Here is a 22,442-nt window from a genome sequence, read left to right as displayed (position 1 = left end):
GATGTTACAACCAAAGCGTACAAAATTCCGTAAAATGCACAAAGGCCGTAACCGCGGTCTGGCTGCTGGCGCGGATGTTAGCTTCGGCAGCTTCGGTCTGAAAGCTGTTGGCCGTGGTCGTCTGACTGCCCGTCAGATCGAAGCAGCACGTCGTGCTATGACCCGTGCAGTTAAGCGTCAAGGTAAGATCTGGATCCGTGTATTCCCGGACAAACCGATCACTGAAAAGCCGCTGGCAGTGCGTATGGGTAAAGGTAAAGGTAACGTGGAGTATTGGGTTGCCTTGATTCAGCCGGGTAAAGTCCTGTATGAAATGGACGGCGTACCGGAAGAGCTGGCCCGTGAAGCATTCAAGCTGGCAGCAGCGAAACTGCCGATTAAAACCACCTTTGTAACTAAGACGGTGATGTAATGAAAGCAAAAGAGCTGCGTGAGAAGAGCGTTGAAGAGCTGAACACCGAGCTGCTGAACCTGCTGCGTGAGCAGTTCAACCTGCGTATGCAGGCGGCAAGTGGCCAGCTGCAACAATCTCACCTGTTGAAGCAAGTGCGTCGTGATGTCGCACGCGTTAAGACTTTACTGACTGAGAAGGCGGGTGCGTAAATGACCGATAAAATCCGTACTCTGCAAGGTCGCGTTGTTAGCGACAAAATGGAGAAATCCATTGTTGTTGCTATCGAACGTTTTGTGAAACACCCGATCTACGGTAAATTCATCAAGCGTACGACCAAACTGCACGTACATGACGAGAACAACGAATGCGGTATCGGCGACAAGGTTGAAATCCGTGAATGCCGTCCGCTGTCCAAGACTAAGTCCTGGACGCTGGTTCGCGTTGTAGAGAAAGCGGTTCTGTAATACAGTACGCATTCTCAACGAATAAACGGCTCAGCGATGGGCCGTTTATTTTTTCTACCCATATCCTGAGAGCGGTGTTATAATGCTGCGCCCTCAATATGGGGCTTTTTTAACGACCTGATTTCGGGTCTCAGTAGTAGTTGACATTAGCGGAGCACTAAAATGATCCAAGAACAGACTATGCTGAACGTCGCCGACAACTCCGGTGCACGTCGCGTAATGTGTATCAAGGTTCTGGGTGGCTCGCACCGTCGCTACGCAGGCGTAGGCGACATCATCAAGATCACCATCAAAGAAGCAATTCCGCGTGGTAAGGTCAAAAAAGGTGATGTGCTGAAGGCGGTAGTGGTGCGCACCAAGAAGGGTGTTCGTCGCCCGGACGGTTCTGTCATTCGCTTCGATGGTAATGCATGCGTTATTTTAAACAATAACAGCGAGCAACCTATCGGTACGCGTATTTTTGGGCCGGTAACTCGTGAACTTCGTAACGAGAAGTTCATGAAAATTATCTCTCTGGCACCAGAAGTACTCTAAGGAGCGAATCATGGCAGCGAAAATCCGTCGTGATGACGAAGTTATCGTGTTAACCGGTAAAGATAAAGGTAAACGCGGTAAAGTTAAGAATGTCCTGTCTTCCGGCAAGGTCATCGTTGAAGGTATCAACCTGGTTAAGAAACACCAGAAGCCGGTTCCGGCTCTGAACCAACCAGGCGGCATTGTAGAGAAAGAAGCAGCTATTCAGATCTCTAACATTGCACTCTTCAATGCGGCAACCGGCAAGGCTGACCGTGTAGGCTTTAGATTCGAAGACGGCAAAAAAGTCCGTTTCTTCAAGTCTAACAGCGAAACTATCAAGTAATTTGGAGTAGTACGATGGCGAAACTGCATGATTACTACAAAGACGAAGTAGTTAATAAACTCATGACTGAGTTTAACTACAATTCTGTCATGCAAGTCCCTCGGGTCGAGAAGATCACCCTGAACATGGGTGTTGGTGAAGCGATCGCTGACAAGAAACTGCTGGATAACGCAGCAGCTGATCTGACAGCAATCTCCGGTCAAAAACCGTTGATCACCAAAGCACGCAAATCTGTTGCAGGCTTCAAAATCCGTCAGGGCTATCCGATCGGCTGTAAAGTAACTCTGCGTGGCGAACGCATGTGGGAGTTCTTTGAGCGCCTGATCACTATTGCTGTACCGCGTATCCGTGACTTCCGTGGCTTGTCCGCTAAGTCATTCGATGGTCGTGGTAACTACAGCATGGGTGTCCGTGAGCAGATCATCTTCCCAGAAATCGACTACGATAAAGTCGACCGCGTTCGTGGTTTGGATATTACCATTACCACTACTGCGAAATCTGACGAAGAAGGCCGTGCTCTGCTGGCTGCCTTTGACTTCCCGTTCCGCAAGTAAGGTAGGGTTACTGAATGGCTAAGCAATCAATGAAAGCACGCGAAGTAAAACGCGTAGCTTTAGCTGATAAATACTTCGCGAAACGCGCTGAACTGAAAGCGATCATCTCTGATGTGAACGCTTCCGACGAAGATCGTTGGAATGCTGTTCTTAAGCTGCAGTCTCTGCCGCGTGATTCCAGCCCGTCTCGTCAGCGTAACCGCTGCCGTCAAACAGGTCGTCCACATGGTTATGTGGGCAAGTTCGGGTTGAGCCGTATCAAGTTACGTGAAGCCGCTATGCGCGGTGAAGTACCAGGCTTGAAAAAGGCTAGCTGGTAATTGTCACCAATTGAATCACGGGAGTAAAGACAGATGAGCATGCAAGATCCGATCGCGGATATGCTGACCCGTATCCGTAACGGTCAGGCCGCGAACAAAGCTGCGGTCACCATGCCTTCCTCCAAGCTGAAAGTGGCAATTGCCAACGTGCTGAAGGAAGAAGGTTTTATTGAAGATTTTAAAGTTGAAGGCGACACCAAGCCGGAACTGGAACTGACTCTTAAGTATTTCCAGGGTAAAGCTGTCGTAGAAAGCATTCAGCGTGTCAGTCGCCCAGGTCTGCGCATCTACAAACGTAAAGATGAGCTGCCGAAAGTTATGGCGGGTCTGGGTATCGCGGTTGTTTCTACCTCTAAAGGTGTTATGACTGATCGTGCAGCGCGCCAGGCTGGTCTTGGTGGCGAAATTATCTGCTACGTAGCCTAATCGGAGGAAAAAATGTCTCGTGTTGCTAAAGCACCGGTCGTTGTTCCTGCCGGCGTTGATGTAAAAATCAACGGTCAGGTTATTACGATCAAAGGTAAAAACGGCGAGCTGACTCGTACTCTCAACGATGCTGTTGAAGTTAAACATGCAGATAATGCACTGACCTTCGGTCCGCGTGATGGTTACGTAGACGGTTGGGCTCAGGCTGGTACCGCGCGTGCCCTGCTGAACTCAATGGTTATCGGTGTTACCGAAGGCTTCACTAAGAAGCTGCAGCTGGTTGGTGTAGGTTATCGTGCAGCGGTTAAAGGGAACGTAGTAAACCTGTCTTTAGGTTTCTCGCATCCAGTTGACCATCAACTGCCGGCAGGGATTACTGCAGAATGTCCGACTCAAACTGAAATCGTGCTGAAAGGCGCTGATAAGCAGGTAATCGGCCAGGTTGCAGCAGATCTGCGTGCCTACCGTCGTCCTGAGCCTTACAAAGGCAAGGGTGTTCGTTACGCCGACGAAGTCGTGCGTACCAAAGAGGCTAAGAAGAAGTAAGGTAACACTATGGATAAGAAATCTGCTCGTATCCGTCGTGCGACCCGCGCACGCCGCAAGCTCAAAGAGCTGGGCGCAACTCGCCTGGTGGTACATCGTACCCCGCGTCATATTTACGCACAGGTAATTGCACCGAACGGTTCTGAAGTTCTGGTAGCTGCTTCTACTGTAGAAAAAGCTATCTCTGAACAACTGAAGTACACCGGTAACAAAGACGCGGCTGCAGCTGTGGGTAAAGCTGTCGCTGAACGCGCTCTGGAAAAAGGCATCAAAGATGTGTCCTTTGACCGTTCCGGGTTCCAATATCATGGTCGTGTCCAGGCACTGGCAGATGCTGCCCGTGAAGCTGGCCTTCAGTTCTAAGGTAGAGGTGTAAGATGGCTCACATCGAAAAACAAGCTGGCGAACTGCAGGAAAAGCTGATCGCGGTAAACCGCGTATCTAAAACCGTAAAAGGTGGTCGTATTTTCTCCTTCACAGCTCTGACTGTAGTAGGCGATGGTAACGGTCGCGTTGGTTTTGGTTACGGTAAAGCGCGTGAAGTTCCAGCAGCGATCCAGAAAGCGATGGAAAAAGCCCGTCGCAATATGATTAACGTCGCGCTGAACAACGGCACCCTGCAACACCCGGTTAAAGGTGTTCACACGGGTTCTCGTGTATTCATGCAGCCAGCTTCCGAAGGTACCGGTATCATCGCCGGTGGTGCAATGCGCGCCGTTCTGGAAGTTGCTGGGGTTCATAACGTTCTGGCTAAAGCATATGGTTCCACCAACCCGATCAACGTGGTTCGTGCAACTATTGATGGCCTGGAAAATATGAATTCTCCAGAAATGGTCGCTGCCAAGCGTGGTAAATCCGTTGAAGAAATTCTGGGGAAATAAACCATGGCAAAGACTATTAAAATTACTCAAACCCGCAGTGCAATCGGTCGTTTGCCGAAACACAAGGCAACGCTGCTTGGCCTGGGTCTGCGTCGTATTGGTCACACCGTAGAGCGCGAGGATACTCCTGCTGTTCGTGGTATGGTCAACGCGGTTTCCTTCATGGTTAAAGTTGAGGAGTAAGAGATGCGTTTAAATACTCTGTCTCCGGCCGAAGGCTCCAAAAAGGCGGGTAAACGCCTGGGTCGTGGTATCGGTTCTGGCCTCGGTAAAACCGGTGGTCGTGGTCACAAAGGTCAGAAGTCTCGTTCTGGCGGTGGCGTACGTCGCGGTTTCGAGGGCGGCCAGATGCCTCTGTACCGTCGTCTGCCGAAATTCGGCTTCACTTCTCGTAAAGCAGCGATTACAGCCGAAGTTCGTCTGTCTGACCTGGCGAAAGTAGAAGGCGGTGTTGTAGACCTGAACACGCTGAAAGCAGCTAACATTATCGGTATCCAGATCGAGTTCGCGAAAGTGATCCTAGCTGGTGAAGTAACTACTCCGGTAACTGTTCGTGGCCTGCGCGTGACTAAAGGCGCTCGTGCTGCTATCGAAGCTGCTGGCGGTAAAATCGAGGAATAAGTAGCAGATGGCTAAACAACCGGGATTAGATTTTCAAAGTGCCAAAGGTGGCTTAGGCGAGCTGAAACGCAGACTGCTGTTTGTTGTCGGTGCGCTTATTGTGTTCCGTATTGGCTCTTTCATTCCGATCCCTGGTATTGATGCCGCTGTACTTGCCAAACTGCTTGAGCAACAGCGAGGCACCATCATTGAAATGTTTAACATGTTCTCTGGTGGTGCTCTCAGCCGTGCTTCTATCTTTGCCCTGGGTATTATGCCGTACATTTCGGCATCAATTATTATCCAGCTGCTGACGGTGGTTCACCCAACGTTGGCGGAAATCAAGAAAGAAGGGGAGTCTGGTCGTCGTAAGATCAGCCAGTACACCCGCTACGGTACTCTGGTGCTGGCAATATTCCAGTCGATCGGTATTGCTACCGGTCTGCCGAATATGCCTGGTATGCAAGGCCTGGTTATGAATCCGGGCTTTGCATTCTACTTCACCGCTGTTGTCAGTCTGGTCACAGGGACGATGTTCCTGATGTGGCTCGGCGAACAGATTACTGAACGTGGTATCGGTAACGGTATCTCGATCATTATCTTCGCCGGTATTGTTGCGGGACTCCCGCCAGCCATTGCCCATACTATCGAGCAAGCGCGTCAAGGCGACCTGCACTTCCTCGTGTTGCTGTTGGTTGCAGTATTAGTATTTGCAGTGACGTTCTTTGTTGTATTTGTTGAGCGTGGTCAACGCCGCATTGTGGTAAACTACGCGAAACGTCAACAAGGTCGTCGTGTCTATGCTGCACAGAGCACACATTTACCGCTGAAAGTGAATATGGCGGGGGTTATCCCGGCAATTTTCGCTTCCAGTATCATTCTGTTCCCAGCGACCATCGCGTCATGGTTCGGGGGCGGAACCGGTTGGAACTGGCTGACAACAATTTCGCTGTATTTGCAGCCTGGGCAACCGCTTTATGTGTTACTCTATGCGTCTGCAATCATATTCTTCTGTTTCTTCTACACGGCGTTGGTTTTCAACCCACGTGAAACAGCAGATAACCTGAAGAAGTCCGGTGCATTTGTACCAGGGATTCGTCCGGGAGAGCAAACGGCGAAGTATATCGATAAAGTAATGACCCGCCTGACTTTGGTCGGTGCGCTCTACATTACCTTTATCTGCCTGATCCCGGAGTTCATGCGTGATGCAATGAAAGTACCGTTCTACTTCGGTGGGACCTCACTGCTTATCGTTGTTGTCGTGATTATGGACTTTATGGCTCAAGTGCAAACTCTGATGATGTCTAGTCAGTACGAGTCTGCATTGAAGAAGGCGAACCTGAAAGGCTACGGCCGATAATTGGTCGCCCGAGAAGTTACGGAGAGTAAAAATGAAAGTTCGTGCTTCCGTCAAGAAATTATGCCGTAACTGCAAAATCGTTAAGCGTGATGGTGTCATCCGTGTGATTTGCAGTGCCGAGCCGAAGCATAAACAGCGCCAAGGCTGATTTATTCGCATATTTTTCTTGCAAAGTTGGGTTGAGCTGGCTAGATTAGCCAGCCAATCTTTTGTATGTCTGTACGTTTCCATTTGAGTATCCTGAAAACGGGCTTTTCAGCATGGTGCGTACATATTAAATAGTAGGAGTGCATAGTGGCCCGTATAGCAGGCATTAACATTCCTGATCAAAAACATGCTGTGATCGCGTTAACGTCGATCTACGGCATCGGTAAAACCCGTTCTAAAGCCATTCTGGCTTCAGCGGGTATCGCTGAAAATGTTAAGATCAGTGAGCTGTCTGAAGGACAAATCGACACGCTGCGTGACGAAGTTGCCAAATTTGTCGTTGAAGGTGATCTGCGCCGTGAAATCAGCATGAGCATCAAGCGCCTGATGGATCTTGGTTGCTATCGCGGTTTGCGTCATCGTCGTGGTCTGCCAGTGCGCGGTCAGCGTACGAAGACCAACGCACGTACCCGTAAGGGTCCGCGCAAACCGATCAAGAAATAATCGGGGTGATTGAATAATGGCAAAGGCACCAATTCGTGCACGTAAACGTGTAAGAAAACAAGTCTCTGACGGCGTGGCTCATATCCATGCTTCTTTCAACAACACCATCGTGACTATCACTGATCGTCAGGGTAACGCGCTGGGTTGGGCAACAGCCGGTGGTTCCGGTTTCCGTGGTTCTCGCAAATCTACTCCGTTCGCAGCTCAGGTTGCAGCAGAGCGTTGCGCTGACGCCGTAAAAGAATACGGTATCAAGAATCTGGAAGTTATGGTTAAAGGTCCGGGTCCAGGCCGCGAATCTACTATTCGTGCTCTGAACGCCGCTGGTTTCCGCATCACTAATATTACTGATGTGACTCCGATCCCTCATAACGGTTGTCGTCCGCCGAAAAAACGCCGCGTATAACGCTTCGTTTTCCAGGTTTGTTGGAGAAAGAAAATGGCAAGATATTTGGGTCCTAAGCTCAAGCTGAGCCGTCGTGAGGGCACCGACTTATTCCTTAAGTCTGGCGTTCGCGCGATCGATACCAAGTGTAAAATTGAACAAGCTCCTGGCCAGCACGGTGCGCGTAAACCGCGTCTGTCTGACTATGGTGTGCAGTTGCGTGAAAAGCAAAAAGTTCGCCGTATCTACGGTGTGCTGGAGCGTCAGTTCCGTAACTACTACAAAGAAGCAGCACGTCTGAAAGGCAACACCGGTGAAAACCTGTTGGCTCTGCTGGAAGGTCGTCTGGACAACGTTGTATACCGTATGGGCTTCGGCGCCACTCGTGCAGAAGCACGTCAGCTGGTTAGTCATAAAGCGATTATGGTAAACGGTCGTGTTGTTAACATCGCTTCTTATCAGGTTAGTCCGAATGACGTTGTTAGCATTCGTGAGAAAGCGAAGAAGCAGTCTCGCGTGAAAGCCGCTCTGGAGCTGGCTGAGCAGCGTGAAAAGCCAACCTGGCTGGAAGTTGATGCTGGCAAGATGGAAGGTACGTACAAGCGTAAGCCTGAGCGTTCTGATCTGTCTGCGGACATTAACGAACACCTGATCGTCGAGCTTTACTCTAAGTAAAGCTTAGTACCAAAGAGAGGACACAATGCAGGGTTCTGTGACAGAGTTTCTAAAACCGCGCCTGGTAGATATCGAGCAAGTGAGTTCGACGCACGCCAAGGTGACCCTTGAGCCTTTAGAGCGTGGCTTCGGCCATACTTTGGGTAACGCACTGCGCCGTATTCTGCTCTCATCGATGCCGGGTTGCGCGGTGACCGAGGTTGAGATTGATGGTGTACTACATGAGTACAGCACCAAAGAAGGCGTTCAGGAAGATATCCTGGAAATCCTGCTCAACCTGAAAGGGCTGGCGGTGAGAGTTCAGGGTAAAGATGAAGTTATTCTTACCTTGAATAAATCTGGCATTGGCCCTGTGACTGCAGCCGACATTACCCATGATGGGGATGTCGAAATCGTCAAGCCGCAGCACGTGATCTGCCACCTGACCGATGAGAACGCGTCTATTAGCATGCGTATCAAAGTTCAGCGCGGTCGTGGTTATGTGCCGGCTTCTACCCGAATTCATTCGGAAGAAGATGAGCGCCCAATCGGCCGTCTGCTGGTCGACGCATGCTACAGCCCTGTAGAGCGTATTGCCTACAATGTTGAAGCAGCGCGTGTAGAACAGCGTACCGACCTGGACAAGCTGGTCATCGAAATGGAAACCAATGGCACAATCGATCCTGAAGAGGCGATTCGTCGTGCGGCGACCATTCTGGCTGAACAACTGGAAGCTTTCGTTGACTTACGTGATGTACGTCAGCCGGAAGTGAAAGAAGAGAAACCAGAATTCGATCCGATCCTGCTGCGCCCTGTTGACGATCTGGAATTGACTGTCCGCTCTGCTAACTGCCTTAAAGCAGAAGCTATCCACTATATCGGTGATCTGGTACAGCGTACTGAGGTTGAGCTTCTTAAGACGCCTAACCTTGGTAAAAAATCTCTTACTGAGATTAAAGACGTGCTGGCTTCCCGTGGTCTGTCTCTGGGCATGCGCCTGGAAAACTGGCCACCGGCAAGCATCGCTGACGAGTAACCGGATCACAGGTTAAGGTTTTACTGAGAAGGATAAGGTCATGCGCCATCGTAAGAGTGGTCGTCAACTGAACCGCAACAGCAGCCATCGCCAGGCTATGTTCCGCAACATGGCAGGTTCACTGGTTCGTCATGAAATCATCAAGACGACCCTGCCTAAAGCGAAAGAGCTGCGTCGCGTAGTTGAGCCGCTGATTACTCTTGCCAAGACTGATAGCGTAGCTAATCGTCGTCTGGCATTCGCCCGCACTCGTGATAACGAGATCGTGGCAAAACTGTTTAACGAGCTGGGCCCGCGTTTCGCGAGCCGCGCCGGTGGTTACACTCGCATTCTGAAGTGTGGCTTCCGTGCAGGGGACAACGCGCCGATGGCATACATCGAGCTGGTTGATCGCTCTGAGTCGAAAGCAGAAGCTGCTGCAGAGTAATCTGTAGTAACGTAAAAAAACCCGCTCCGGCGGGTTTTTTTATATCCGCAGTACCCCCACTTATCTACAATATCAGTACTCTTTTTGTTCATCCCCTGGAGTCTTCTATGTGGTTACTGGACCAGTGGGCAGAGCGCCATATCACAGATGCGCAGAGAAAAGGTGAGTTCGAGAATCTTCATGGTACTGGCGAGCGGCTGGTTCTGGATGATGATTCGCATGTGCCTGCTGAGCTGCGGGCCAGTTATCGCTTATTGAAAAATGCAGGCTGTCTGCCCCCCGAGCTGGAACAACGAAAAGAAGCTATTCAGTTACTGGATCTGCTCAAAGGCCTTAGGCAGGATGATCCTCAGTATCAGGATGTGAGTCGGCGTTTGTCACTTCTGGAACTGAAGCTGCGGCAGGCTGGTCTAAGTACTGAATTCTTACGTGGTGAGTACGCAGATAAGTTGCTGCTCAAAATTAACGACAACTAAGGGCGCGGGTATGTATCGCATTGGTGAGTTAGCAAAGCTGGCGGAAGTAACCCCTGATACGATCCGTTACTACGAAAAGCAGCAGATGATGGAACATGAGGTGCGCACGGAAGGGGGATTCCGGTTGTATACGGAAAAGGATCTTCAGCGGCTTAAATTCATCCGCTATGCCCGACAGCTCGGGTTTACCCTTGAGTCGATCCGCGAGTTATTGTCGATCCGTATTGATCCCGAACATCATACCTGTCAGGAATCAAAAGGGATCGTGCAGGACAGACTGAAGGACGTTGAAGCGCGCATTGCCGAACTACAAAGTATGCAGCGTTCATTGCAGCGTCTGAACGATGCCTGCTGCGGTACTGCACACAGCAGCGTGTACTGCTCAATCCTCGAAGCACTGGAACAGGGTGCCAGTGGAGTGAAGTCGGGTTGTTGATTTATCAGACAGGTGGGACTACACTCCCGCCGTTAAATTACAAACTGGAGCTATTATGAGTCGTTATCAGCATACGAAAGGGCAGATAAAGGACAATGCCATTGAGGCATTATTACATGACCCGCTATTCAGACAGCGTGTTGAAAAGAATAAGAAAGGCAAAGGGAGTTATTTACGTAAAGGGAAACACGGTAATCGGGGTAACTGGGAGGCCAGTGGCAAGAAAGTGAATCACTTTTTTACCACTGGCCTTCTGCTTTCTGTGGTCTGTTAAGAACGATTGTTCTGCTCTTTCAGCAGGTCACGGATCTCAGTGAGCAAGACTTCTTCTTTTGTCGGCGCAGGTGCCGCAGCCGGCTCTTCTTTCTTACGATTGAGTTTGTTGATGAGCTTAATGGCCATGAAAATAGCAAATGCCACAATCACAAAGTCGAAGATGTTCTGAATAAACACGCCATAATGCATCACAACGGCAGGAACATCTCCCTGTGCATCGCGCAGCGTGACGGCAAACTGTTTAAAGTCGATCCCACCAATTAACAAACCCAGCGGCGGCATAATGATATCGGCAACCAGTGACGATACAATTTTACCGAATGCCGCACCGATAATGACACCCACCGCCAAATCGACAACATTCCCGCGCATCGCGAATTCGCGAAACTCTTTAATAATGCTCATTATATTCTCCCTATGCAGCTGACGTTAATAAGTTTAACAAATGTTAAGGCATTTTCCATTTAAGTATTCAGATTAACAGTATTAATTAAGCCTTGATAAATCAGGGGATTTAAAAAGGGTGCGAATATGCACCCTCAACGTTAAAGGAAGAAAGGACTTGGCTGGAATAAGCGTTCGACGTCGGTAATAAACTTTTTATCCGTCAGGAACATAATGACGTGATCGCCTTGTTCGATGCGTAAGTTGTCATTGGCAATCATCACATCGTTACCGCGCACTACGGCACCAATAATCGTACCCGGCGGCAGCTTGATCTCGTCTATAACTCGACCCACCACACGCGAAGTACTTTCATCACCGTGAGCGACGGCTTCAATCGCTTCCGCAACGCCACGACGCAATGAAGAGACGCCAACGATATCTGCTTTTCGCACATGGCTGAGAAGCGCAGAAATTGTCGCCTGCTGAGGAGAGATCGCAATATCAATGACGCTGCCCTGAACGAGGTCGACATACGCGCGACGCTGAATCAGCACCATCACCTTCTTCGCCCCCATTCGCTTAGCCAACATCGCTGACATGATATTAGCTTCATCGTCGTTGGTGACGGCAATAAACAGATCGACCTGATCGATATGTTCTTCGGCCAGCAACTCCTGATCCGAGGCGTCACCAAAGAAGACGATCGTATTCTGCAGTTTTTCAGCCAGCTCGGCAGCGCGCTGTTGATCGCGTTCGATCAATTTCACGCTGTAATCTTTCTCAAGACGACGCGCCAGACCGGCTCCGATGTTACCGCCGCCAACCAGCATGATGCGCTTGTAAGGTTTTTCGAGGCGTTGCAACTCGCTCATCACCGCGCGAATGTGCTGAGAGGCGGCAATAAAGAAGACTTCGTCGCCCGCTTCCACAATGGTGGAGCCCTGCGGACGAATCGGTCTGTCATGGCGGAAAATCGCCGCAACGCGGGTATCGATATGCGGCATATGTTCCCGCATCGTTGAGAGTGCGTTCCCGATCAATGGGCCACCGTAATAGGCTTTTACCACCGCCAGGCTCACTTTACCTTCCGCAAAATTGACGACCTGTAACGCGCCTGGATACTCGATCAGGCGATAAATACTGTCGATAACGAGCTGCTCGGGCGCGATCAGGTGATCGATAGGCACGGCTTCTGAGTGGAACAGTTTGTCCGCATCACGAACATAATCAGGAGAGCGAATACGGGCGATTCGGTTCGGCGTATTGAACAGCGAATAGGCCACCTGGCAGGCAACCATATTCGTTTCATCGGAGCTGGTCACGGCAACCAGCATATCCGCATCATCCGCACCGGCTTCGCGCAACACGCGTGGGTGCGAACCATGCCCCTGAACGACACGCAGATCGAACTTGTCCTGCAGGCTACGCAGACGTTCACCGTTGGTATCGACCACGGTGATGTCGTTATTCTCACCGACCAGGTTCTCTGCCAGCGTTCCACCCACTTGTCCTGCGCCCAGAATGATTATTTTCATCAGTCGCGACCCGTTATCCCATCACTTTTTGATTAGCTTAGCGTAAAAGAAGCCATCACCGTCTTCTGCGCCCGGCAGATTTTGCAGACCCGGCGATCCAGGCGTTCCTGTCTCGCTAAGCGAGGCATCCGTCGTGCGCTGTAGGAAGGCGGAAACCTGCTGGCTGTTCTCTTCCGGCAACACGGAACAGGTGGCATACAGCAGCGTGCCGCCGGATCTCAGATGTGGCCAGACGGCATCAAGAATTTCAGCCTGTAGCTTTGCCAGCTCCGCAATATCGCGATCGCGGCGTAGCCATTTGATATCGGGATGGCGACGGATAACCCCGGTGGCGGAACAGGGCGCATCTAACAGGATGCGATCAAACTGCTGCTCGCCACACCACTGAGCAGGATAACGCCCGTCACCCTGTTTGACTGTTGCTTTCATCCCGAGGCGTTTCAGGTTGTCGTACACGCGGGAGAGTCGTTGTTCATCCACATCGACTGCCAGCACGTCTGCTTCGGGGGCAGCTTCGAGGATGTGGGTCGTTTTACCGCCTGGCGCTGCACACAGATCTAAAATGCGTTCGCCGTTTTGCGGAGCAAGGAAGGCTACGCATCCCTGAGCGGAGACATCCTGAACGGTGACCCAGCCTTCATCAAACCCCGGAAGTGCATGGACCGGCGCCGGCGTTTCCAGACGTACGGCATCGGGATAGTCAGGATGGGGGAAACCGTTCATCCCGGCGTCTTCGAGCAGTGCCAGCCAACTCTCGCGCGAATGATGCGTGCGATTTACGCGCAGCCACATTGGTGGCCGCTGATTATTGGCATCGACAATGGCTTCCCATTGAGAGGGATACGCTTTTTGCAGGCGTTTCAGTAGCCAGGCTGGGTGCAGAAAACGCGCGTCGCTGCTGGCAAATTCCGCCTGCAGTTCTTCCTGCTGACGCTGGAACTGGCGCAGGACACCGTTTATCAGCCCTTTAAGCTGCGGGCGCTTTATCGCTACTGCTCCTTCGACCGTTTCCGCCAGTGCTGCATGCGGAGGAATACGGGTATGCAGTAATTGATAGAATCCCACCATAATCAGATAGTGTACGGTGCGCTGTTTCCCTGTCATCGGACGGGACATCAGTTTGTTGATCAACCAGTCGAGTTGCGACAGTGTGCGCAAAACTCCAAAACAGAGTTCCTGTAGCAGCGCTTTGTCTTTATCGGAGACTTTTTGTTGTAGCGGCGGCAGGACATTACTCAGTGAATGCCCTTGCTCGACGACCTGTTCAACGGCCTGCGCCGCCATACTACGTAAGTTAAGTTTCTTATTCATAACCGCAAAAATAAAAAGGCCCGGTAATACCGGGCGTCATCAGAAGTGACCGTCAGGCCAGACGGTTGCCAGGAATGAACCATTCCCGACGTGAATTTAGCAGATCCTGGGCGCTCATCGCTTTTTTCCCGGCGGGTTGCAATGAGAGCAAATTCAGGATTCCATTACCGGTCACGACCTGAATGCCTTGTTTTGTGGCTTCAAGGATGGTGCCAGGCTCCGCCTGCGTCGGCGAGTCTATCACGGATGCCTGCCAGACTTTTACCGGCTGGCCATCAATTTCCAGCCAGCTCATTGGCCAGGGATTGAATGCGCGAATGCAACGTTCCAGTTGTGCCGCAGAAAGTGACCAGTCGATGCGCGCTTCTTCTTTACTCAGCTTCTCAGCATGGGTGACCTGCGCTTCGTCCTGTACTTCAGGGGTTGCACGACCTTCCGCTAGCTGCTTCAGCGTTTCAATCAGACCCTGAGGGCCAAGATCCGCCAGCTTGTCATACAGTGTGCCGCTGGTGTCCTGCGCGGTGATGGGGCAGGCGAGTTTGTAGAGCATATCGCCTGTATCCAGACCTACGTCCATCTGCATAATGGTGACACCCGTTTCAGCATCGCCCGCCCAGAGCGAACGTTGAATGGGAGCCGCACCACGCCAGCGTGGCAGCAGGGATCCATGTACGTTAATGCAGCCGAGGCGCGGCATATCCAGCACGGCTTTCGGTAGAATCAGGCCATACGCTACGACGACCATAACGTCTGCGTTCAGGTCAGAAACCAGATGCTGGTTTTCCTGCGGACGTAAGGAGACGGGCTGAAAAACCGGAATGCCTTTTTCTTCCGCCAGGACTTTCACCGGGCTCGGCATCAGTTTTTTACCCCGCCCCGCCGGGCGGTCAGGTTGGGTAAACACGCCGACAACGTGATGTCCAGAAGACAACAGCGCGTCAAGATGACGCGCTGCAAAGTCAGGTGTACCCGCAAAAATAATACGTAGTGAGTCTGACACGTTGATTCTTGTCCTTAAGCTCGTGCGTTCAGGCGGTCGAGTTTCTCAACTTTCTGACGAATACGTTGCTGCTTCAGCGGCGACAAATAATCGATAAACAGTTTACCAACCAGGTGATCCATCTCGTGCTGAATACAGATAGCCAGCAGGCCGTCGGCTTCCAGCTCAAACGGTTTACCCTCGCGATCGAGTGCGCGAACTTTCACTTTCTCGGCACGCGGCACTAAAGCACGTTGTTCCGGAATAGACAGGCAACCTTCTTCAATACCGGTCTCGCCTTCTTTTTCCAGTAGTTCCGGGTTTATAAACACCAGGCGTTCGTCGCGATTTTCCGACACGTCAATGACGATAATTCGCTGATGAATATCAACCTGCGTAGCCGCGAGGCCAATACCTTCTTCGGCGTACATCGTCTCGAACATATCATCGACGATACGCTGAATTTCTGCATTCACTTCTTCAACCGGCTTTGCGACTTTGCGAAGGCGCTCGTCCGGAATATGTAACACTTGCAAAACTGACATAGTTATCCAGAGTTGTGTTCAGGAGTTGGAAAGATTATTACCTCTATTCTAGACAAATCCCCCTCTGATTGACAGCATCAGTGACCAATCGCAAAGATTGCTGAGTCTGCTTGTGGCAGGGGGGACAAGGATGACCCGTACCGAAATTTGGCTACGTTTAATGGGCGTGAACGAGTTGTACGGCGATGAGATGGTGCGAGTCGCTCACGGGCTGATAGCACAACCGCATATTGATACCGATGCACTGCGACGCATGGGGCTTTCTCCCTCCCAGGCAGCTCGTTTTATTACCTTTTCGGAAAACGAACTGGAAAAGACCTTTCGCTGGCTTGAGCAGCCGCACCATCACTTATTACTGGCAGACAGTGAACATTATCCCGCTCAACTTCGTGCCACTGAAGATTATCCCGGTGCGCTTTTAGTCTCAGGCTCCTCGCAATGCCTTCATGATTTTCAGCTTGCCGTGGTGGGAAGTCGAACATCGTCCTGGTATGGCGAACGGTGGGGGCGGTTGTTCTGTGAGAAGCTTGCGGGCTGGGAAATCACCATTACCAGCGGTCTGGCGCGAGGTATTGATGGCATCGCCCATCGGGCAGCAATCCAGTCGAAGGGGAAAAGCATCGCCGTATTAGGAAACGGTCTGCAGACCATTTATCCCCGCCGACATGCCGGGATGGCAGAGGCGTTGCTGGAAACGGGAGGTGCACTGGTGTCCGAATTTCCGCTGCTGATGCCGCCTTTACCACGCAATTTTCCCCGCCGAAACCGTATCATCAGCGGCCTGAGTAAAGGCGTTCTGGTGGTTGAAGCGGCATTACGCAGCGGCTCGCTGGTTACCGCACGCTGTGCGCTGGAACAAGGACGAGAGGTGTTTGCCGTGCCCGGACCTCTCGGCAGTCCCGGCAGTGAAGGGCCGCACTGGCTGGTGCAGCAGGGAGCCACACTTGTGACGGCTCCAGAGGAAATCATGGAAAATTTGCAGTACGGCTTGCATTGGCTGCCAGATGAGCCTGAAAAATCACTTTATTCATCAGATCAGGAAGACGCAGCATTGCCATTTCCCGAGCTCCTGGCTAACGTAGGAGATGAGGTAACACCTGTTGACGTCGTCGCTGAACGTGCCGGCCAACCTGTGCCAGAAGTAGTGGCTCAGCTACTCGAACTGGAGTTAGCAGGATGGATCGCAGCTGTACCCGGCGGCTATGTCCGATTGAGGAGGGCATGCCATGTTCGACGTACTAATGTATTTGTTTGAGACATATATCCACAATGAAGCTGAATTACGTGTGGATCAGGACAAACTTGAACGGGATCTTACCGACGCTGGTTTTGATCGTGAAGACATCTACAATGCGCTCCTGTGGCTGGAAAAGCTTGCTGACTATCAGGAAGGTCTTGCCGAGCCGATGCAGCTCGCCTCCGATCCTCTCTCTGTGCGTATTTATACCCCAGAAGAGTGTGACAGACTGGATGCCAGTTGCCGCGGATTTCTGTTATTCCTTGAGCAGATCCAGGTGCTAAACCTCGAAACGCGAGAAATGGTGATTGAACGAGTACTCGCGCTGGATACCGCAGAATTCGACCTGGAAGACCTGAAGTGGGTCATCCTGATGGTTTTGTTCAACATTCCGGGTTGTGAAAATGCATATCAACAAATGGAAGAATTACTCTTTGAAGTGAATGAAGGTATGCTGCATTAATCAACCTTAATTCAGCATGAGTTGTTATGGCTAAATCAGCACTGTTTTCGGTGCGTAAAAATGAGCCCTGCCCACAGTGCGGGGCTGAACTGGTGATTCGCTCCGGGAAACATGGTCCGTTTCTTGGTTGCTCACACTATCCGGAATGTGACTATATCCGTCCGTTGAAATCTTCAGCGGACGGGCATATTGTCAAAGTTCTGGAGGGGAAACATTGCCCTGACTGCGGCGGTGAACTGGTGTTGCGCCAGGGGCGTTTTGGCATGTTTATCGGCTGCAGCAACTATCCTGAATGTGGGCATACCGAACTTATTGATAAGCCCGATGAAACCGCAATTACCTGCCCTCAATGCCAGACGGGCCGTCTGGTCCAGCGGCGTTCCCGTTATGGCAAAACCTTTCACTCCTGCGATCGCTATCCGGAGTGCCAGTTTGTCATTAACTTCAAGCCGATAGCCGGAGAGTGCCCAGAGTGTCATTATCCGCTACTCATCGAAAAGAAAACCGCGCAGGGTGTGAAGCACTATTGCGCCAGTAAACAATGTGGAAAGCCGGTTTCGGCGGAACAAACAAGTGAATAATAACCTGCCAACAGACCCTATCGCTGACGCGATAGAGGTACTGAATAAAGAAAATGTCATCGCCTATCCAACAGAAGCCGTCTTTGGCGTCGGGTGCGATCCCGATAGCGAAGTGGCTGTTAATCGCCTGTTGGCCTTAAAGCAGCGTCCGGTCGATAAAGGGTTAATTTTGATCGCCGCCAGTTTTGAACAGCTCAAACCGTATGTTGACGACAGTATGTTGACCAATGCCCAGCGAGATGCCGTGTTTGCGCGGTGGCCGGGTCCGGTAACGTTTGTTTTCCCTGCGCTGGCGACAACACCTCGCTGGTTGACGGGACGCTTCGATTCACTGGCCGTGCGCGTGACGGATCACCCACTGGTGGTCGCCTTGTGCCAGGCTTATGGCAAACCGTTGGTTTCAACCAGCGCCAACCTGAGTGGATTACCTCCTTGCCGTACGGTCGAGGAAGTCCACGCCCAGTTTGGTACAGACTTCCCGGTGGTGCCAGGAGAAACCGGCGGTCGCTTGAATCCTTCGGAAATTCGTGATGCCCTGACGGGCGAGCTGTTTCGACAGGGGTAAGATGATGGAAACCTATGCTGTTTTTGGTAATCCAATCGCGCACAGCAAATCGCCGTTTATTCATCAGCAGTTTGCGCAGCAACTGCGTATTGAACATCCGTATGGCCGTGTGCTGGCGCCTGTTAATGATTTCATTAATAGCCTGAATGCGTTCTTTGCCGATGGCGGTAAAGGAGTGAACGTCACGGTGCCGTTTAAAGAGGAAGCATTTGCCCGCGCCGATGAACTCACGGAACGTGCTGCGCTGGCTGGCGCGGTGAATACAATCAAGCGGCTCGATGATGGTCGCTTGCTTGGTGATAATACGGATGGCATTGGTCTGCTAAGCGATCTCGAACGCCTGTCATTTATCCAACCGGGGCAGCGTATTCTGCTGATTGGCGCGGGTGGGGCTTCGCGTGGCGTACTGCTACCGCTGCTTTCTATGGATTGCGGGGTGACTATCGTCAACCGGACGGCATCCCGGGCGGAAGATCTGGCGCAGGTTTTTGCTCATACGGGCAGCGTACAGGCGTTGGATCTTAATGAGCTGGAAGGGCATGAATTTGATCTGATCATCAATGCCACCTCCAGCGGTATCAGCGGTGAGATCCCGGCGATCCCAGCATCGCTTATTCATCCGTCTGTATGTTGTTATGACATGTTCTATCAAAAGGGCAACACGCCGTTTCTCTCCTGGTGTGAACGCCTGGGGGCGAAACGTTATGCCGATGGTTTGGGGATGCTGGTGGGGCAAGCGGCCCATGCTGTTCTGCTCTGGCACGGCGTGTTACCGGAAATTGAACCGGTGATTGCGCGCCTCAAACAGGAGTTGTCTGCATGAACCAGGCTATCCAGTTCCCTGACCGGGAAGAGTGGAACATGCAGAAAGAAGCGGTCTGCTTTCCCGTGCTGGTTAATGGCATGCAGTTAATGTGTGCAATTAAGGGAGTAACGCTGGCGAATCGCTTTGGTGGTGAGACAGTGGAACAATGGCTCACCCGCTTTTGTGAACATCGCTGGGATTTGGAAGACGAAGCGGAAGCGCTGATCCAGTCCCAGCAAGAAGACGATCACGGTTGGGTCTGGTTATCCTGAGCGAGATATTCGTCTTTCCATTTCACATAATTTTTGGCGGAGTAGTGCAGACCTGCTTTCTCCTCCTCGGTTAGCGGCCGGATCTGTTTGACCGGACTCCCCAAATAGAGATAGCCGCTCACCAGACGCTTGTTTTGCGGCACCAGGCTTCCCGCCCCAATCATAACGTCATCTTCTATCACCGCGCCGTCCAGCAGAATCGATCCCATACCGACCAGGACGCGGTTGCCGATGATGCAGCCGTGCAACATCACTTTATGCCCGACCGTCACATCTTCTCCCACGATGAGCGGATTACCCTCGGGGTTAGAGGCGGATTTGTGCGTGACGTGCAGCACGCTGCCATCCTGAATATTCGTACGCGCACCGATTGCAACGTAATTCACATCGCCACGGATCGCGACAAGCGGCCAGATCCCCACATCGTCAGCCAGTCGAACGTCACCAATGATCACGCTGCTGCTGTCGAGCATCACACGTTGGCCTGTCTGTGGGAAAAGATCCTTATAAGGACGTAATACGTCAGACATGTTTACCTCAAGAAAAGAGAACAGTAATGATGACTTTGGTTGCATTTCTGGCCTTGCGCAAGTGCTTTAGCTATCAAAAATCCGCCAAATTGCGCATGAATGGAACGAAAGGGATGAAAAAGCAGCAAACGGAAAAAAAGATCGAAAAAAGGCTTGTGCAAAAAAATGGGATCCCTATAATGCGCCTCCGTTGAGACGACAAAGTGAAACGCTTCACAAGATAGTCGTCACAGCCAAGAGAAAATCCTGAAAATCAGGGTTGACTCTGAAAGAGGAAAGCGTAATATACGCCACCTCGCGACAGAGCGCTAAAGCGCGTCGCAACTGCTCTTTAACAATTTATCAGACAATCTGTGTGGGCACTCAAGGTGACTGGATTCTTAACGTCCTCGGACGATAAATGAATACCAAGTCTCAAGAGTGAACACGTAATTCATTACGAAGTTTAATTCTATGAGCATCAAACTTAAATTGAAGAGTTTGATCATGGCTCAGATTGAACGCTGGCGGCAGGCCTAACACATGCAAGTCGAACGGTAACAGGAAGCAGCTTGCTGCTTTGCTGACGAGTGGCGGACGGGTGAGTAATGTCTGGGAAACTGCCCGATGGAGGGGGATAACTACTGGAAACGGTAGCTAATACCGCATAACGTCGCAAGACCAAAGAGGGGGACCTTCGGGCCTCTTGCCATCGGATGTGCCCAGATGGGATTAGCTAGTTGGTGAGGTAACGGCTCACCAAGGCGACGATCCCTAGCTGGTCTGAGAGGATGACCAGCCACACTGGAACTGAGACACGGTCCAGACTCCTACGGGAGGCAGCAGTGGGGAATATTGCACAATGGGCGCAAGCCTGATGCAGCCATGCCGCGTGTATGAAGAAGGCCTTCGGGTTGTAAAGTACTTTCAGCGGGGAGGAAGGGGATGTGGTTAATAACCGCATCCATTGACGTTACCCGCAGAAGAAGCACCGGCTAACTCCGTGCCAGCAGCCGCGGTAATACGGAGGGTGCAAGCGTTAATCGGAATTACTGGGCGTAAAGCGCACGCAGGCGGTCTGTCAAGTCGGATGTGAAATCCCCGGGCTCAACCTGGGAACTGCATTCGAAACTGGCAGGCTTGAGTCTCGTAGAGGGGGGTAGAATTCCAGGTGTAGCGGTGAAATGCGTAGAGATCTGGAGGAATACCGGTGGCGAAGGCGGCCCCCTGGACGAAGACTGACGCTCAGGTGCGAAAGCGTGGGGAGCAAACAGGATTAGATACCCTGGTAGTCCACGCCGTAAACGATGTCTATTTGGAGGTTGTTCCCCTGAGGAGTGGCTTCCGGAGCTAACGCGTTAAATAGACCGCCTGGGGAGTACGGCCGCAAGGTTAAAACTCAAATGAATTGACGGGGGCCCGCACAAGCGGTGGAGCATGTGGTTTAATTCGATGCAACGCGAAGAACCTTACCTGGTCTTGACATCCACAGAACTTGGCAGAGATGCCTTGGTGCCTTCGGGAACTGTGAGACAGGTGCTGCATGGCTGTCGTCAGCTCGTGTTGTGAAATGTTGGGTTAAGTCCCGCAACGAGCGCAACCCTTATCCTTTGTTGCCAGCGGTCCGGCCGGGAACTCAAAGGAGACTGCCAGTGATAAACTGGAGGAAGGTGGGGATGACGTCAAGTCATCATGGCCCTTACGACCAGGGCTACACACGTGCTACAATGGCATATACAAAGAGAAGCGACCTCGCGAGAGTAAGCGGACCTCATAAAGTATGTCGTAGTCCGGATTGGAGTCTGCAACTCGACTCCATGAAGTCGGAATCGCTAGTAATCGTGGATCAGAATGCCACGGTGAATACGTTCCCGGGCCTTGTACACACCGCCCGTCACACCATGGGAGTGGGTTGCAAAAGAAGTAGGTAGCTTAACCTTCGGGAGGGCGCTTACCACTTTGTGATTCATGACTGGGGTGAAGTCGTAACAAGGTAACCGTAGGGGAACCTGCGGTTGGATCACCTCCTTACCTGAAAGAACCTTTCCTTTGCAGTGTCCACACAGATTGTCTGATGAAAAACGAGCAGTAAAACCTCTACAGGCTTGTAGCTCAGGTGGTTAGAGCGCACCCCTGATAAGGGTGAGGTCGGTGGTTCAAGTCCACTCAGGCCTACCAAATTCGCTCCCGTGCTTTGTTGTGGCAATGCTCGCATACTTTAAGTATGCTTCGCCTCACCACGCCGCGCCCGGAAACGAATTAGGGACGAGGTTTTAACTACACTGTATGGGGCTATAGCTCAGCTGGGAGAGCGCCTGCTTTGCACGCAGGAGGTCTGCGGTTCGATCCCGCATAGCTCCACCATACTGTAGAACGTAATCAAGAAAACTTCAGAGTGTACCTGAAAAGGTGCACTGCGAAGTTTTGCTCTTTAAAAATCTGGATCAAGCTGAAAATTGAAACGACACATCTTTAATGATGTGTTCGAGTCTCTCAAATTTTCGCAAC

The 22,442-nt window shown here is 51.5% G+C and carries 36 protein-coding genes, 2 tRNA genes and 1 rRNA gene; 33 read left to right on the top strand and 6 right to left on the bottom strand.

All coding sequences use genetic code 11. The annotated features are described in order from the left end of the window. The first annotated feature begins 1 nt into the window (after position 1). The 23 genes from rplP (at position 2) to arfA (ending at position 10,743) form a co-directional block, all read left to right on the top strand. Positions 2-412 (top strand): 50S ribosomal protein L16, encoded by a 411-nt coding sequence (rplP, locus tag F384_RS18180; RefSeq protein WP_000941208.1) that lies wholly within the window; start codon positions 2-4, stop codon positions 410-412. After that, entirely contained in the window at positions 412-603 is a 192-nt protein-coding gene (rpmC, locus tag F384_RS18175) for a 50S ribosomal protein L29 (protein ID WP_000644742.1), read from the top strand. The genes rplP and rpmC overlap by 1 nt, the downstream gene beginning before the upstream one ends. Continuing rightward, positions 604-858 (top strand): 30S ribosomal protein S17, encoded by a 255-nt coding sequence (rpsQ, locus tag F384_RS18170; protein WP_002438707.1) that lies wholly within the window; start codon positions 604-606, stop codon positions 856-858. A gap of 162 nt (positions 859-1,020) precedes the next feature. After that, positions 1,021-1,392, top strand: a complete 372-nt coding sequence (gene rplN / locus F384_RS18165) for a 50S ribosomal protein L14 (RefSeq protein WP_000613954.1) — start codon at positions 1,021-1,023, stop codon at positions 1,390-1,392. A 10-nt stretch (positions 1,393-1,402) separates the two neighbouring features. Then, positions 1,403-1,717 (top strand): 50S ribosomal protein L24, encoded by a 315-nt coding sequence (gene rplX, locus F384_RS18160; protein WP_035894981.1) that lies wholly within the window; start codon positions 1,403-1,405, stop codon positions 1,715-1,717. Positions 1,718-1,731: 14 nt separating this feature from the next. Further along, a complete protein-coding gene (gene rplE, locus F384_RS18155) occupies positions 1,732-2,271 on the top strand; it encodes a 50S ribosomal protein L5 (RefSeq protein WP_001096206.1) in 540 nt (179 codons plus the stop codon). 14 nt (positions 2,272-2,285) lie between these two features. After that, positions 2,286-2,591 carry a 30S ribosomal protein S14 gene (rpsN, locus tag F384_RS18150; RefSeq protein ID WP_001118929.1) on the top strand — a complete coding sequence of 102 codons (306 nt, stop codon included), beginning with the start codon at positions 2,286-2,288 and terminating at the stop codon, positions 2,589-2,591. 33 nt (positions 2,592-2,624) lie between these two features. Next, positions 2,625-3,017 (top strand): 30S ribosomal protein S8, encoded by a 393-nt coding sequence (gene rpsH / locus F384_RS18145; RefSeq protein ID WP_000062611.1) that lies wholly within the window; start codon positions 2,625-2,627, stop codon positions 3,015-3,017. Positions 3,018-3,029: 12 nt separating this feature from the next. Next, positions 3,030-3,563 carry a 50S ribosomal protein L6 gene (rplF, locus tag F384_RS18140; protein WP_012135817.1) on the top strand — a complete coding sequence of 178 codons (534 nt, stop codon included), beginning with the start codon at positions 3,030-3,032 and terminating at the stop codon, positions 3,561-3,563. 9 nt (positions 3,564-3,572) lie between these two features. Further along, a complete protein-coding gene (gene rplR, locus F384_RS18135) occupies positions 3,573-3,926 on the top strand; it encodes a 50S ribosomal protein L18 (protein WP_039076817.1) in 354 nt (117 codons plus the stop codon). A 14-nt stretch (positions 3,927-3,940) separates the two neighbouring features. Further along, the gene (gene rpsE, locus F384_RS18130) at positions 3,941-4,444 is read left to right on the top strand and encodes a 30S ribosomal protein S5 (protein WP_000940121.1); all 504 of its coding nucleotides are present in this window, start codon (positions 3,941-3,943) and stop codon (positions 4,442-4,444) included. A gap of 3 nt (positions 4,445-4,447) precedes the next feature. Next, positions 4,448-4,627, top strand: a complete 180-nt coding sequence (rpmD, locus tag F384_RS18125; protein ID WP_001140434.1) for a 50S ribosomal protein L30 — start codon at positions 4,448-4,450, stop codon at positions 4,625-4,627. 3 nt (positions 4,628-4,630) lie between these two features. Continuing rightward, on the top strand, positions 4,631-5,065 hold the full coding sequence (gene rplO, locus F384_RS18120) for a 50S ribosomal protein L15 (RefSeq protein WP_001238917.1): 435 nt from the start codon (positions 4,631-4,633) through the stop codon (positions 5,063-5,065). Between the two features lie 7 nt (positions 5,066-5,072). Further along, a complete protein-coding gene (secY, locus tag F384_RS18115) occupies positions 5,073-6,404 on the top strand; it encodes a preprotein translocase subunit SecY (RefSeq protein WP_046490452.1) in 1,332 nt (443 codons plus the stop codon). 31 nt (positions 6,405-6,435) lie between these two features. Beyond that, the gene (gene rpmJ, locus F384_RS18110) at positions 6,436-6,552 is read left to right on the top strand and encodes a 50S ribosomal protein L36 (protein ID WP_000868187.1); all 117 of its coding nucleotides are present in this window, start codon (positions 6,436-6,438) and stop codon (positions 6,550-6,552) included. Positions 6,553-6,698: 146 nt separating this feature from the next. Further along, positions 6,699-7,055, top strand: coding sequence for a 30S ribosomal protein S13 (gene rpsM, locus F384_RS18105; RefSeq protein ID WP_046490351.1), 357 nt, complete (start codon positions 6,699-6,701; stop codon positions 7,053-7,055). Between the two features lie 16 nt (positions 7,056-7,071). Next, positions 7,072-7,461, top strand: a complete 390-nt coding sequence (gene rpsK, locus F384_RS18100; protein WP_001029684.1) for a 30S ribosomal protein S11 — start codon at positions 7,072-7,074, stop codon at positions 7,459-7,461. A 33-nt stretch (positions 7,462-7,494) separates the two neighbouring features. Further along, positions 7,495-8,115: a 30S ribosomal protein S4 gene (gene rpsD / locus F384_RS18095; RefSeq protein WP_000135226.1), complete on the top strand. Its 621-nt coding sequence runs from the start codon at positions 7,495-7,497 to the stop codon at positions 8,113-8,115. A gap of 25 nt (positions 8,116-8,140) precedes the next feature. Continuing rightward, positions 8,141-9,130, top strand: a complete 990-nt coding sequence (locus tag F384_RS18090) for a DNA-directed RNA polymerase subunit alpha (protein WP_001162094.1) — start codon at positions 8,141-8,143, stop codon at positions 9,128-9,130. A gap of 40 nt (positions 9,131-9,170) precedes the next feature. After that, positions 9,171-9,557 carry a 50S ribosomal protein L17 gene (gene rplQ / locus F384_RS18085; RefSeq protein WP_001216372.1) on the top strand — a complete coding sequence of 129 codons (387 nt, stop codon included), beginning with the start codon at positions 9,171-9,173 and terminating at the stop codon, positions 9,555-9,557. Between the two features lie 107 nt (positions 9,558-9,664). Then, positions 9,665-10,033, top strand: a complete 369-nt coding sequence (locus F384_RS18080; RefSeq protein WP_046489623.1) for a DUF1992 domain-containing protein — start codon at positions 9,665-9,667, stop codon at positions 10,031-10,033. A gap of 10 nt (positions 10,034-10,043) precedes the next feature. After that, on the top strand, positions 10,044-10,469 hold the full coding sequence (gene zntR / locus F384_RS18075) for a Zn(2+)-responsive transcriptional regulator (protein ID WP_046489619.1): 426 nt from the start codon (positions 10,044-10,046) through the stop codon (positions 10,467-10,469). Between the two features lie 55 nt (positions 10,470-10,524). Further along, positions 10,525-10,743 (top strand): alternative ribosome-rescue factor ArfA, encoded by a 219-nt coding sequence (gene arfA, locus F384_RS18070; RefSeq protein WP_046489617.1) that lies wholly within the window; start codon positions 10,525-10,527, stop codon positions 10,741-10,743. Here the strand turns inward: arfA and mscL are convergent. From mscL to def, 5 genes are all read right to left on the bottom strand, one after another. Next, the gene (gene mscL / locus F384_RS18065) at positions 10,740-11,150 is read right to left on the bottom strand and encodes a large-conductance mechanosensitive channel protein MscL (RefSeq protein WP_046489614.1); all 411 of its coding nucleotides are present in this window, start codon (positions 11,148-11,150) and stop codon (positions 10,740-10,742) included. The genes arfA and mscL overlap by 4 nt on opposite strands. A 140-nt stretch (positions 11,151-11,290) precedes the next feature. Further along, on the bottom strand, positions 11,291-12,667 hold the full coding sequence (gene trkA / locus F384_RS18060) for a Trk system potassium transporter TrkA (protein ID WP_012908437.1): 1,377 nt from the start codon (positions 12,665-12,667) through the stop codon (positions 11,291-11,293). A 21-nt stretch (positions 12,668-12,688) separates the two neighbouring features. Then, complete coding sequence (gene rsmB, locus F384_RS18055) at positions 12,689-13,978, bottom strand: 16S rRNA (cytosine(967)-C(5))-methyltransferase RsmB (RefSeq protein WP_046489611.1); 1,290 nt, start codon at positions 13,976-13,978, stop codon at positions 12,689-12,691. Between the two features lie 52 nt (positions 13,979-14,030). Then, complete coding sequence (fmt, locus tag F384_RS18050; protein ID WP_046489609.1) at positions 14,031-14,978, bottom strand: methionyl-tRNA formyltransferase; 948 nt, start codon at positions 14,976-14,978, stop codon at positions 14,031-14,033. Positions 14,979-14,992: 14 nt separating this feature from the next. After that, positions 14,993-15,502 (bottom strand): peptide deformylase, encoded by a 510-nt coding sequence (def, locus tag F384_RS18045; RefSeq protein ID WP_046489606.1) that lies wholly within the window; start codon positions 15,500-15,502, stop codon positions 14,993-14,995. A 130-nt stretch (positions 15,503-15,632) separates the two neighbouring features. Here def and dprA point away from each other — a divergent pair, with 130 nt between their 5' ends. The 6 genes from dprA to F384_RS18015 are packed head-to-tail and all read left to right on the top strand — an operon-like array spanning position 15,633 to position 19,425. Further along, a complete protein-coding gene (gene dprA, locus F384_RS18040; RefSeq protein WP_046489604.1) occupies positions 15,633-16,757 on the top strand; it encodes a DNA-protecting protein DprA in 1,125 nt (374 codons plus the stop codon). Then, positions 16,729-17,202, top strand: coding sequence for a DUF494 family protein Smg (gene smg / locus F384_RS18035; protein WP_012908442.1), 474 nt, complete (start codon positions 16,729-16,731; stop codon positions 17,200-17,202). Before dprA ends, smg begins: the two co-directional genes overlap by 29 nt. A 26-nt stretch (positions 17,203-17,228) precedes the next feature. Next, a complete protein-coding gene (locus F384_RS18030) occupies positions 17,229-17,783 on the top strand; it encodes a type I DNA topoisomerase (RefSeq protein ID WP_046489599.1) in 555 nt (184 codons plus the stop codon). After that, positions 17,776-18,348, top strand: a complete 573-nt coding sequence (gene tsaC, locus F384_RS18025) for an L-threonylcarbamoyladenylate synthase type 1 TsaC (RefSeq protein WP_046489597.1) — start codon at positions 17,776-17,778, stop codon at positions 18,346-18,348. The genes F384_RS18030 and tsaC overlap by 8 nt, the downstream gene beginning before the upstream one ends. A gap of 4 nt (positions 18,349-18,352) precedes the next feature. Then, positions 18,353-19,171, top strand: coding sequence for a shikimate dehydrogenase (gene aroE / locus F384_RS18020; RefSeq protein WP_046498365.1), 819 nt, complete (start codon positions 18,353-18,355; stop codon positions 19,169-19,171). Continuing rightward, positions 19,168-19,425, top strand: coding sequence for a DUF1488 domain-containing protein (locus F384_RS18015; RefSeq protein ID WP_046489595.1), 258 nt, complete (start codon positions 19,168-19,170; stop codon positions 19,423-19,425). Before aroE ends, F384_RS18015 begins: the two co-directional genes overlap by 4 nt. On the opposite strand, the gene F384_RS18010 is transcribed toward F384_RS18015, so the two are convergent. Next, positions 19,401-19,955 (bottom strand): gamma carbonic anhydrase family protein, encoded by a 555-nt coding sequence (locus F384_RS18010; protein WP_046489592.1) that lies wholly within the window; start codon positions 19,953-19,955, stop codon positions 19,401-19,403. The genes F384_RS18015 and F384_RS18010 overlap by 25 nt on opposite strands. Positions 19,956-19,981: 26 nt before the next feature. Here F384_RS18010 and F384_RS29995 point away from each other — a divergent pair, with 26 nt between their 5' ends. From F384_RS29995 to F384_RS17995, 4 genes are all read left to right on the top strand, one after another. Beyond that, the gene (locus F384_RS29995; RefSeq protein ID WP_155404018.1) at positions 19,982-20,149 is read left to right on the top strand and encodes a hypothetical protein; all 168 of its coding nucleotides are present in this window, start codon (positions 19,982-19,984) and stop codon (positions 20,147-20,149) included. Between the two features lie 274 nt (positions 20,150-20,423). Continuing rightward, positions 20,424-21,965 (top strand): 16S ribosomal RNA (locus F384_RS18005). A 70-nt stretch (positions 21,966-22,035) separates the two neighbouring features. Then, positions 22,036-22,112, top strand: a tRNA-Ile gene (locus F384_RS18000). 110 nt (positions 22,113-22,222) lie between these two features. Then, positions 22,223-22,298, top strand: a tRNA-Ala gene (locus F384_RS17995). Positions 22,299-22,442: the final 144 nt, after the last annotated feature.

This window comes from Citrobacter amalonaticus Y19, from assembly GCF_000981805.1.
Taxonomy (GTDB): Bacteria; Pseudomonadota; Gammaproteobacteria; order Enterobacterales; family Enterobacteriaceae; genus Citrobacter_A; species Citrobacter_A amalonaticus_C.
The sequence above is the reverse complement of the archived record's forward strand: the minus strand, read 5'-3'. Positions and strand labels throughout refer to the sequence as shown.

Bases quoted from the DNA above. Each gene is read 5' to 3' on its own strand.
- F384_RS18030 (WP_046489599.1), top strand. From the start codon at position 17,229: ATGGCTAAATCAGCACTGTTTTCGGTGCGTAAAAATGAGCCCTGCCCA.
- rplX (WP_035894981.1), top strand. From the start codon at position 1,403: ATGGCAGCGAAAATCCGTCGTGATGACGAAGTTATCGTGTTAACCGGT.
- dprA (WP_046489604.1), top strand. From the start codon at position 15,633: ATGACCCGTACCGAAATTTGGCTACGTTTAATGGGCGTGAACGAGTTG.
- F384_RS18080 (WP_046489623.1), top strand. From the start codon at position 9,665: ATGTGGTTACTGGACCAGTGGGCAGAGCGCCATATCACAGATGCGCAG.
- rpmC (WP_000644742.1), top strand. From the start codon at position 412: ATGAAAGCAAAAGAGCTGCGTGAGAAGAGCGTTGAAGAGCTGAACACC.
- rplE (WP_001096206.1), top strand. From the start codon at position 1,732: ATGGCGAAACTGCATGATTACTACAAAGACGAAGTAGTTAATAAACTC.
- rpsN (WP_001118929.1), top strand. From the start codon at position 2,286: ATGGCTAAGCAATCAATGAAAGCACGCGAAGTAAAACGCGTAGCTTTA.
- F384_RS29995 (WP_155404018.1), top strand. From the start codon at position 19,982: ATGATGACTTTGGTTGCATTTCTGGCCTTGCGCAAGTGCTTTAGCTAT.
- rpsK (WP_001029684.1), top strand. From the start codon at position 7,072: ATGGCAAAGGCACCAATTCGTGCACGTAAACGTGTAAGAAAACAAGTC.
- rpsH (WP_000062611.1), top strand. From the start codon at position 2,625: ATGAGCATGCAAGATCCGATCGCGGATATGCTGACCCGTATCCGTAAC.
- def (WP_046489606.1), bottom strand. From the start codon at position 15,502: ATGTCAGTTTTGCAAGTGTTACATATTCCGGACGAGCGCCTTCGCAAA.
- smg (WP_012908442.1), top strand. From the start codon at position 16,729: ATGTTCGACGTACTAATGTATTTGTTTGAGACATATATCCACAATGAA.
- mscL (WP_046489614.1), bottom strand. From the start codon at position 11,150: ATGAGCATTATTAAAGAGTTTCGCGAATTCGCGATGCGCGGGAATGTT.
- rplP (WP_000941208.1), top strand. From the start codon at position 2: ATGTTACAACCAAAGCGTACAAAATTCCGTAAAATGCACAAAGGCCGT.
- rplF (WP_012135817.1), top strand. From the start codon at position 3,030: ATGTCTCGTGTTGCTAAAGCACCGGTCGTTGTTCCTGCCGGCGTTGAT.
- zntR (WP_046489619.1), top strand. From the start codon at position 10,044: ATGTATCGCATTGGTGAGTTAGCAAAGCTGGCGGAAGTAACCCCTGAT.
- rplR (WP_039076817.1), top strand. From the start codon at position 3,573: ATGGATAAGAAATCTGCTCGTATCCGTCGTGCGACCCGCGCACGCCGC.
- rplQ (WP_001216372.1), top strand. From the start codon at position 9,171: ATGCGCCATCGTAAGAGTGGTCGTCAACTGAACCGCAACAGCAGCCAT.
- trkA (WP_012908437.1), bottom strand. From the start codon at position 12,667: ATGAAAATAATCATTCTGGGCGCAGGACAAGTGGGTGGAACGCTGGCA.
- secY (WP_046490452.1), top strand. From the start codon at position 5,073: ATGGCTAAACAACCGGGATTAGATTTTCAAAGTGCCAAAGGTGGCTTA.
- rpsQ (WP_002438707.1), top strand. From the start codon at position 604: ATGACCGATAAAATCCGTACTCTGCAAGGTCGCGTTGTTAGCGACAAA.
- rplN (WP_000613954.1), top strand. From the start codon at position 1,021: ATGATCCAAGAACAGACTATGCTGAACGTCGCCGACAACTCCGGTGCA.
- F384_RS18015 (WP_046489595.1), top strand. From the start codon at position 19,168: ATGAACCAGGCTATCCAGTTCCCTGACCGGGAAGAGTGGAACATGCAG.
- arfA (WP_046489617.1), top strand. From the start codon at position 10,525: ATGAGTCGTTATCAGCATACGAAAGGGCAGATAAAGGACAATGCCATT.
- rpsE (WP_000940121.1), top strand. From the start codon at position 3,941: ATGGCTCACATCGAAAAACAAGCTGGCGAACTGCAGGAAAAGCTGATC.
- rsmB (WP_046489611.1), bottom strand. From the start codon at position 13,978: ATGAATAAGAAACTTAACTTACGTAGTATGGCGGCGCAGGCCGTTGAA.
- rpmD (WP_001140434.1), top strand. From the start codon at position 4,448: ATGGCAAAGACTATTAAAATTACTCAAACCCGCAGTGCAATCGGTCGT.
- aroE (WP_046498365.1), top strand. From the start codon at position 18,353: ATGGAAACCTATGCTGTTTTTGGTAATCCAATCGCGCACAGCAAATCG.
- F384_RS18090 (WP_001162094.1), top strand. From the start codon at position 8,141: ATGCAGGGTTCTGTGACAGAGTTTCTAAAACCGCGCCTGGTAGATATC.
- rplO (WP_001238917.1), top strand. From the start codon at position 4,631: ATGCGTTTAAATACTCTGTCTCCGGCCGAAGGCTCCAAAAAGGCGGGT.
- rpmJ (WP_000868187.1), top strand. From the start codon at position 6,436: ATGAAAGTTCGTGCTTCCGTCAAGAAATTATGCCGTAACTGCAAAATC.
- F384_RS18010 (WP_046489592.1), bottom strand. From the start codon at position 19,955: ATGTCTGACGTATTACGTCCTTATAAGGATCTTTTCCCACAGACAGGC.
- rpsD (WP_000135226.1), top strand. From the start codon at position 7,495: ATGGCAAGATATTTGGGTCCTAAGCTCAAGCTGAGCCGTCGTGAGGGC.